This is a genomic window from Aeromonas sp. QDB39, from assembly GCF_027707585.1.
GTDB lineage: Bacteria > Pseudomonadota > Gammaproteobacteria > Enterobacterales > Aeromonadaceae > Aeromonas > Aeromonas hydrophila.
In genome coordinates this window covers 1-7,301 of sequence record NZ_JAPCIV010000077.1, presented here as the reverse complement: position 1 = coordinate 7,301, position 7,301 = coordinate 1, and the positions used below count along the sequence as shown (strand labels likewise).

Annotated in this window: 8 protein-coding genes and 1 pseudogene; 7 read left to right on the top strand and 2 right to left on the bottom strand. The window is 58.8% G+C overall.

From position 1 onward, the window contains the following. Nucleotides 1-75 precede the first annotated feature (75 nt). A pseudogene (locus PG899_RS23415) lies at nucleotides 76-270 on the top strand (tyrosine-type recombinase/integrase); the annotation flags it as partial. Between the two features lie 187 nt (nucleotides 271-457). On the opposite strand, the gene PG899_RS23410 reads toward PG899_RS23415, so the two are convergent. Together PG899_RS23410 and PG899_RS23405 are read right to left on the bottom strand one after the other, a co-directional pair. After that, on the bottom strand, nucleotides 458-697 hold the full coding sequence (locus tag PG899_RS23410; RefSeq protein ID WP_001353740.1) for a BrxA family protein: 240 nt from the start codon (nucleotides 695-697) through the stop codon (nucleotides 458-460). A 555-nt stretch (nucleotides 698-1,252) separates the two neighbouring features. Next, the gene (locus tag PG899_RS23405; RefSeq protein WP_016352388.1) at nucleotides 1,253-2,029 is read right to left on the bottom strand and encodes a helix-turn-helix transcriptional regulator; all 777 of its coding nucleotides are present in this window, start codon (nucleotides 2,027-2,029) and stop codon (nucleotides 1,253-1,255) included. Nucleotides 2,030-2,238: 209 nt separating this feature from the next. On the opposite strand from PG899_RS23405, the gene PG899_RS23400 reads away from it, so the two are divergent. Genes PG899_RS23400 through PG899_RS23375 form a run of 6 tightly spaced genes read left to right on the top strand, consistent with a single transcriptional unit; the run spans nucleotide 2,239 to nucleotide 7,069 of the window. Then, a complete protein-coding gene (locus PG899_RS23400) occupies nucleotides 2,239-3,000 on the top strand; it encodes a DUF3450 domain-containing protein (protein ID WP_179101425.1) in 762 nt (253 codons plus the stop codon). Then, nucleotides 2,997-4,304, top strand: coding sequence for a MotA/TolQ/ExbB proton channel family protein (locus tag PG899_RS23395; RefSeq protein WP_077096316.1), 1,308 nt, complete (start codon nucleotides 2,997-2,999; stop codon nucleotides 4,302-4,304). Before PG899_RS23400 ends, PG899_RS23395 begins: the two co-directional genes overlap by 4 nt. Next, nucleotides 4,301-4,831 carry a MotA/TolQ/ExbB proton channel family protein gene (locus PG899_RS23390; protein WP_005307253.1) on the top strand — a complete coding sequence of 177 codons (531 nt, stop codon included), beginning with the start codon at nucleotides 4,301-4,303 and terminating at the stop codon, nucleotides 4,829-4,831. Before PG899_RS23395 ends, PG899_RS23390 begins: the two co-directional genes overlap by 4 nt. Further along, entirely contained in the window at nucleotides 4,828-5,229 is a 402-nt protein-coding gene (locus tag PG899_RS23385) for an ExbD/TolR family protein (RefSeq protein ID WP_011707897.1), read from the top strand. Before PG899_RS23390 ends, PG899_RS23385 begins: the two co-directional genes overlap by 4 nt. Next, nucleotides 5,226-5,888, top strand: a complete 663-nt coding sequence (locus tag PG899_RS23380; RefSeq protein WP_077096315.1) for an energy transducer TonB — start codon at nucleotides 5,226-5,228, stop codon at nucleotides 5,886-5,888. Before PG899_RS23385 ends, PG899_RS23380 begins: the two co-directional genes overlap by 4 nt. A gap of 2 nt (nucleotides 5,889-5,890) precedes the next feature. Further along, nucleotides 5,891-7,069, top strand: a complete 1,179-nt coding sequence (locus PG899_RS23375) for a tetratricopeptide repeat protein (protein WP_179101424.1) — start codon at nucleotides 5,891-5,893, stop codon at nucleotides 7,067-7,069. Nucleotides 7,070-7,301: the final 232 nt, after the last annotated feature.

Below are 7,301 nucleotides of genomic sequence, written 5' to 3'. Positions count from 1 at the left end.
TTCATGTAGAACCTCCTGCGTTCAAGGTACGGGAAAATTCTACTTATGAGCACCCTGGTTTTTCGGGGGGATTACCGTGTCACTTGTCATACATTTCGTCACTCGTTTGCTACGCATCTATTACAAGCGGGGCGTGATATTCGCACTGTGCAAGAACTCTTAGGGCATAACGATGTTAAGACCACGCAAATCTATACGCATGTGTTGGGTCAGCATTTTGCCGGCACCACCAGTCCTGCGGATGGACTGATGCTACTTATCAATCAGTAAAAGTAGATAAATATCTTTATGTAGCCCTGAGTAGCCCCTGATACTTTTTATGGTGAAAAAGATAAACAATCATAGAGGGGATAAATATGAGCCAGTTCTACCATTGTTCAGATAAGTTTAAGCAAGATACTGTCAATCACAGTGACCATTCATGGTCATTACACTTCCTCCAGTTGCCAGACAATGCCTAACATAAAAACGCAAAAGCCCAAAAGTCAGAGCTTAGGTGTTCTAGGCGTTTTCTAAGCGCTGAAGAAATACGTCTTACCGTAGATTGCGTGCGTTTCTGAAGCACATTTTCCTTATACATGGCTTTATCCCAGGCAGCTTCATCAAGCTCTTGGAGTAACAAGCCAGTAATAATGCGACACTCTCGGGTTTGTAGCGAGCCGCTGGTGAGATCGGAGTTATAGCGGAAAGGGGTCATTTGTAATTATTTGTGGGTGGAGGATAGTTAACTTATTATTGTAGTTGGAAGAGGCTGCTTTCCAAACATTAGCACCTCGTAATGCTTGTTACTGTATATTAATTTATGCTCTTAGCGCATGTTAATGGGCTATTACAATGCATAATGTCCACATCAAGATAACTGTGGCTTAACACCTGTACAAGCGAAAAAAATCAATCACCTGTCCGGAAATACGGGATCACTGTAAAGTGTTGGTGAGGCAGTCTAGGAGGGGGATTTAATTTGGGATACTGATGAAAGGATTATGATCAGTTGGATATAGGATCGTACTAAGCTGAGCGGCAGGTTAGCTAGATTAGTTAACCAGATAAGTGAAATCTAGTTCCAAACTATTTTGTCATTTTTAATTTTCGTATTAGCTTACGACGCTACACCCAGTTCCCATCTATTTTGTCACTCTTCCCTAAATAATCCTTAAAAACTCCATTTCCACCCCTCCCAGTTCCCAACTATTTTGTCCGCCCACAAAAGAGCCGCATTGCGGCTCTTTTTGTTTGTCTGGCTCGGTGGCCGTTATGACAGCCGCAGGTTGGTGATGGTCACGTCGTCCAGCGAGGGCACTATGATGCCGCTGGAGATGCTCTTGGCGATCGCCTGGTTGCGGTTTTTCGAGTCGGTCTTGTTGGTGACCTGATTGAGGTGGAAGTTCACGGTCCGCTCGCTGATGCCGAGGATGGTGGCGATCTCCCAGGAGGTCTTGCCCTCGCTGGCCCAGAACAGGCACTCCTTCTCCCGATCCGACAGCTCGGTCAGGTACTTCATCAGATCCGGCCTGCTCTTTATCAGCTGAAGTGCCGAGTTGAAGATGTAGCTGGCGCAGAACGACAGCAAGGGAACGTTTTCAAACATCAGATCGGAATTGGACTTCTCCTTGCTGATGAAGGAGAGGATGCCGTGTTCCCCCTGCGGCGTGTGCAGCGGGAAGGAGACGCCGTTTCTCACCCCGAAGTCGGCGGCCAGGTTCATCACCTCCCGGCTGGCGCTGGGCAGCCACGGAGAGTCGCAGTCGAGCTTGTTCCAGAAGATGGGCTGGGTCTGCTTCAGCCCCAGGAAGACGACCGGGTCCTGGGTCAGGTAGTGCCGCTCCGAATAGGCATCAAACCAGCTGGTGGGGCAGTTGTTGAACAACGCCACATGGGATTTCTGCATGCTGATGGGGAAAATAATCAGCAAACGGAAGTAATCAAAGCCCATCTGATGACTGAAGCGCTCCAGCTGCTGCTGGATGTCGCTGGTCTTCTTGGCCTTGGTGAACCGATCGATGTGTTCCCAGATCGCATCGTTGAACATGAACTTCTCCTTTTTCGATCTCTATCACATTGATCGAAAAGATATTTTTTATTTATTAATTTGGTGTGGTGAGAACCAACGCCAGTGACTCCCGTGCTTGCTTAAAAATTATCCTGTTTTTTCGGCCGAAGGCCAACAAAATCATCTGATTGCCACTGCCCCCACTCTTTGAGACAATGAGAATAGTTATCATTGTTAAGATTTATATCATGAATAAGTTTTGGGGTTTGGCCTTGTTGCCACTGTCAGTCCACTTCGCTGCTGGCGCCGACGAGCTGGTCGCACCGGCACTGAAAAACAGCATCGCCGCCGGGAAAGCTTCCCAGCAGCGCGTGGAAAAAGCCGCCGATGCGGCCGTTGCCGCCCGGCTGGAGCTGCAAAATGCCCAGCTGCAACTGCGTGATCTGGAAGCCTACAACCGCTACATGCAGTCTCTGGTGGCCGATCAGCAAAATGAGCTGGGCAAACTGAGTCAGCAGCTGGAGGCGGTACAGGAGACCCGGCAGGGCCTGATCCCGCTGATGCTGCAGATGCAGGCCGATCTGGAGCTGCTGGTGCAAAACGACATGCCGCTGCGCAAGGAAGATCGCCTGGCGCGGGTTGAACAGTTGAAGGCCACCCTGGCCCGCGCCGATGTGAGCGAGGCGGAGAAGTTCCGCCAGCTGCTGCAGGCCTACCAGATCGAAGCCGAATATGGCAGCCGGTTGGATAGCTACTCTGCCGAGCTGGAGCTGGACGGCGCATCGCGCCGAGTCGACGTGCTGGCGGTGGGCCGGGTCTCCCTGCTGGCGATGACCGCCGATCGCTCCCAGGCGTGGCGCTGGTCTGCGCAGAGCAAGCAATGGCAGGCTCTCGACAGCCAGTGGCTCTCTCCCATCGCCGAGGCGCTGGAGATGGCTGCCGACAAGAAGGTTCCCCAGTTGTTGAATGTCCCCCTTTCCGTCAGCCGTGGTCAGGAGGCCCAATCATGAGCATCACCATGAAGTGGTTCCCCCTCGCCATCGCCCTCTCTCTGGGCACCACCACTGCCGTTGCCGATGAAGCCTGGCAGCAGCAGGAGCAGGCTCGTGAGCAGCAGGCCCAGCAGGATCTGGCATCCGTTTCCAAGGAGCTGAACAGTGCCCGTGCCAAACTGGCAGCGGCCCAGAGCCTTAGCAAACATCTGGCGGCCGAGTTTGCCGGCAACGAGAAGCAGCTGGTGGAGCTCAATGCCCAGTGGGAGCAGGCCTCCGGCGACATGAACGAGATCTTCGCGGTGACCCGTCAGGGGGCCAGCGATGCGGTCAAGCTGCTGAGCGAATCCGCCGTCGAGGGCCAGTACCCAGATCGCCTCGCCCCGCTCAAGGCCATGGCGCAGGAGAAGCAGGTGCCGGATCGCGCCGCCCTCGCCCTGTTGCCCGCCACCCTGCTGCAAGAGATCCGTGAATCGGGCCGGGTTGCCCAGTTCGACGGCAAGGTGCTCGATGCCCAGGGGGCTGCCAGCGAGCAGCCGCTGACCCGTGTCGGCAGCTTCGCCCTGCTGGGGAGCGCAGGCTTCCTGCAACCCACTGCCGAAGGCCTGAGCCCGGTGCTGGGTCTGCCCGGCAGCGTGCTCTCCGCCACGGCCGCCTATCAGGGGCAGGAGGGGGAAGCGCTGCCGCTGGACCCCTCCCACGGCACCCTGCTGGAGATGTTGGCGCAAGCCCCCACCTTCTGGCAGCAAGTCCAGCAGGGCGGCCAGGTTGGCGCCATTATCGTGCTGCTGGCCGCCATCGGCCTGGGGATCGCCGGAGTGAGGCTGTGGAGCCTCTCCCGCGAACTGGGTCGGGTTCGTCGCCAACTCAAGAGCGGTGAATATCATGCCGACAACGCCCTCGGTCGGGTGCTGACGGTAGCTGACAAGCATCCCGAGCTGAGCATGGAGACCCTCGAGCTGCGTCTCGACGAGGCGATTCTGCAGGAGACCCCTCGCATGGAGCGCGGCATCGGCATGGTCAAGGTGATCGCGGCCATCGCCCCCATGCTGGGCCTGCTCGGCACCGTGACCGGGATGATCGGCACCTTCCAGGCCATCACCCAGTTCGGCACCGGCGATCCCAAGATCATGGCAGGCGGTATCTCCATGGCGCTGGTCACCACGGTACAGGGTCTGGTGGCGGCCATTCCGCTGATCCTGGCCCACAGCCTGCTGCAATCCCGCTTCACCGAACTCTCCAACGTGCTGGAGCAGCAGGTGGCCGGCATTCTGGCCGAGCGGGCCGAAAGCAACCGTGACGGGATGGAGCGGGCGGCATGATGCTCGACATCTGGCAACAGCTGCAGAGCTTCATGGGCCGTGGCGGCCCGGTGCTCTGGGTCATTCTGGCTCTGCTGGTGCTGATGTGGATTCTGATGATCGAGCGGCTGCTCTACCTCAACCTGGGGTTTGCCCCGCTGCAGCGCCAGCTGCTTGGCCGCTGGCAGGCCCGTAGCGAGCGCCACAGCTGGCACGCTCGGGCGATCCGCGGGCGCTGGCTGGCCGAGGCCGAGCTTGAGCTCAATCGTCATCTGATCTTCATCCGCACCCTGGTGGTGCTCTGCCCCATGCTGGGGTTGCTGGGTACCGTGACCGGCATGATAGGCGTATTCGATGCGTTGGCCGCGGCCAACCGCTTTAACCCGGAGAGCATGGCGGGCGGGATCTCCCGCGCCACCATCCCCACCATGGCTGGCATGGTGGTCGCGCTCTCCGGCGTGTTGTTACTCAGCCGGCTCGAGAGCCAGGCCAAGCGTGCGCTGGCCAAGACCCGGGACGGCCTGCGAGAAGAGAAGGTAATGCAATGAGACGGCAATCCAAACGCCAGCGTGACGAAGTGCAGATCGACATGACCCCCATGCTGGATATCGTGTTCATCATGCTGATCTTCTTTATTGTCACCACCTCCTTCGTGCGCGAAGCCGGGCTCGAGGTGCACAGGCCCCAGGCCAGTCAGGCCAAGGCGCAGAAGTCCTCCAGCATCATGCTGGCGATCGGCGCCCAGGGGCAGATCTTCCTCGACCGCAAGCAGATCGACGTGGAGCGGGTGCAGGCCAGCGTCGCCCGCCTGCTGGCGGAACAGCCCGATGCCAGCCTGGTGATCCAGGCCGACGAGCGGGTACCCCACGGCAAGGTGGTGCGGGTGATGGATGAAGCCAAGGCGGCAGGCATCGCCAACATCGCCGTGGCGGTGGCACCGAAATGAAATACAAGCTGATGAGCCTGGGACTGGGGATTGCCCTCAGTCTGGGGATCCTGCTGTTCATGGCCACCCTGGTGGAGCCGCCCAGAGGGGAGAAGGCGAGCGCCGAGCAGAAATCCATCGTCATCAACATGCAGAGCGAGGTGACCGAGGTACAGGTGCGCGAGCGCCCGGTACCCCAGGAGCCGGAACCCTTGCCGGAGCCGCCTGCCGCGCTGGCCTCGACGCCGTTGCCTATGCCTGCGGCGGCCCCGCTGCCCTCGGTGCAGCCGAGCCTGGATCTGGTCTCCAGCCTCAGCGCGGTGCAGGTCTATGCCCCTGGCGTTGCGACCAGCCCTAGCCCGGTCGCGAGCGGCAACTTCCATGGTCAGCAACAGGGGGCCGGGATCGGCGCCGGTGACATGTTGATGCCGCTGCAACGGATCGAGCCTGTCTATCCCTATCGGGCCCAGCAGGCCGGCATCGAAGGGTCGGTGACCTTGCGTTTCAGCGTCGATGCCGACGGCCGGGTACAGGATGTGGAAGTGGTCGAGGCCAAGCCGAAGCGTCAGTTCGAGCGGGCAGCCATTCAGGCGATCAACAAGTGGCGCTACCAGCCGAGACCGGGCGCCACCGACAAGCTGGTGCAAGTCATCACGCTCAAATTCAAACTGGAGTCATAACTATGTTGCGGATCTGGATCTGTGTGCTGGCCCTGGTCAGCCAAGCCTGTCTGGCGATGGAGGTGAGCCCTCATTTCTCCCGCCAGCTGGAGCCCGTGATGAAGCTCTATCAATCCGGCCAGTGGCAACAGGCCCAGAGCAAGGCATCCGGCCTCAAACCAAATAGCGAGGCGGAGCGTGCCTGGCTGGCTCAGTTGCAGGCATCCCTGGCCGCCAACCTGCAGCAGACCGCGCAGGCCAGCCGCTACGTGGAACAGGCGCTGGCCTATAAAGAGTGGCCCGAGCAGCAACAGCTGCAACTGTTGCGGCTGCGCGGTGACATCCAGGCCCAGCAATCCAACTGGGCCGGTGCCATCGCCAGCTACAAGGCCGCATTGGCCATCAAGGCTGACGATGCCTTGCGCCTGCGCCTGGCCGGCCTCTATTACCACAACAAGCAGTACGGTGAGGCGGCCAGCCAGAGTGAACAGCTGTTGAAGAAGAGCTGGCAGAAGCAGGCTGCGATCATCCGCCTCTCGGCCCTCACCGCATTGCAGCGCTACGGTGTGGCGGCCGATCAGGCCGCAGAGCTGATCCGCCACGAGCCGACAGAGAGCAAGTGGTGGCAGCAGGCGGTGTCGCTCAACCTCTCCGCCAAGCGCGGCGATCAGGCGCTGGCACTGCTGCAAACCGCCATCGACAGGAAGTTGATGGATGATGCCGCCACCCGCAACCAGCTGATCCGTCTTTATGCCTGGCAGGGACTGCCCTATCGCGGTGCCCGTCTGCTGGAAACGGCCATGGCGAAGGGACAGATGAAACAGAGCGCCGAGAATCAGCAACTGCTGGCTCAATTGTGGGAAGGGGCGCGCGAGTGGCCGAAGGCCGTTGACAGCTGGCAGCTGCTCGCCCGCGAGCATGCCCAACCCAAGGCGGCCATGCGCGCCGCCGAGCTGCTGTTGCAACAAGGCAGAACGGATGCGGCCATGACCCAGCTCGCGGCTATCAAGTCGGTGAAAGGCGAGCAAGGTAATCGCGCCAAGGCACTGCTGGTGCAGGCACATCTCAATAAAGAGCAGTATGCACAGGCGCTGGAGCTGGCCCGTGAACTGCAGCAGCAGGATAACTGGCAGCAGCGAGCGACCAGCTGGGTCAACTATATCCAGGCGCAAAGCGAAGAATTGAGCAAAAAAGCGGCGTGAAAGCAGGCTGAAGCCCTTGTTTTAGAGGCTTCAGCCTGCTTTTTCAGCAAACGAACGCATTTTTGCAAAATTCCCCTTGTCATCGCGGCGCGGCTCCCTATAATGCGCCCCTACCAGCACGGCGGAACACGCCAACCTGATGAGCCAGCTTCCTTGTGAAGTGGGCGCCGAAAGAAAAGCGAAAACAATCGCTTGACTTTCGAAGTGAGAAGCGTAATATGCGCCTCCTCAA

Bases quoted from the DNA above. Each gene is read 5' to 3' on its own strand.
- PG899_RS23400 (WP_179101425.1), top strand. From the start codon at position 2,239: ATGAATAAGTTTTGGGGTTTGGCCTTGTTGCCACTGTCAGTCCACTTC.
- PG899_RS23375 (WP_179101424.1), top strand. From the start codon at position 5,891: ATGTTGCGGATCTGGATCTGTGTGCTGGCCCTGGTCAGCCAAGCCTGT.
- PG899_RS23410 (WP_001353740.1), bottom strand. From the start codon at position 697: ATGACCCCTTTCCGCTATAACTCCGATCTCACCAGCGGCTCGCTACAA.
- PG899_RS23385 (WP_011707897.1), top strand. From the start codon at position 4,828: ATGAGACGGCAATCCAAACGCCAGCGTGACGAAGTGCAGATCGACATG.
- PG899_RS23390 (WP_005307253.1), top strand. From the start codon at position 4,301: ATGATGCTCGACATCTGGCAACAGCTGCAGAGCTTCATGGGCCGTGGC.
- PG899_RS23395 (WP_077096316.1), top strand. From the start codon at position 2,997: ATGAGCATCACCATGAAGTGGTTCCCCCTCGCCATCGCCCTCTCTCTG.
- PG899_RS23405 (WP_016352388.1), bottom strand. From the start codon at position 2,029: ATGTTCAACGATGCGATCTGGGAACACATCGATCGGTTCACCAAGGCC.
- PG899_RS23380 (WP_077096315.1), top strand. From the start codon at position 5,226: ATGAAATACAAGCTGATGAGCCTGGGACTGGGGATTGCCCTCAGTCTG.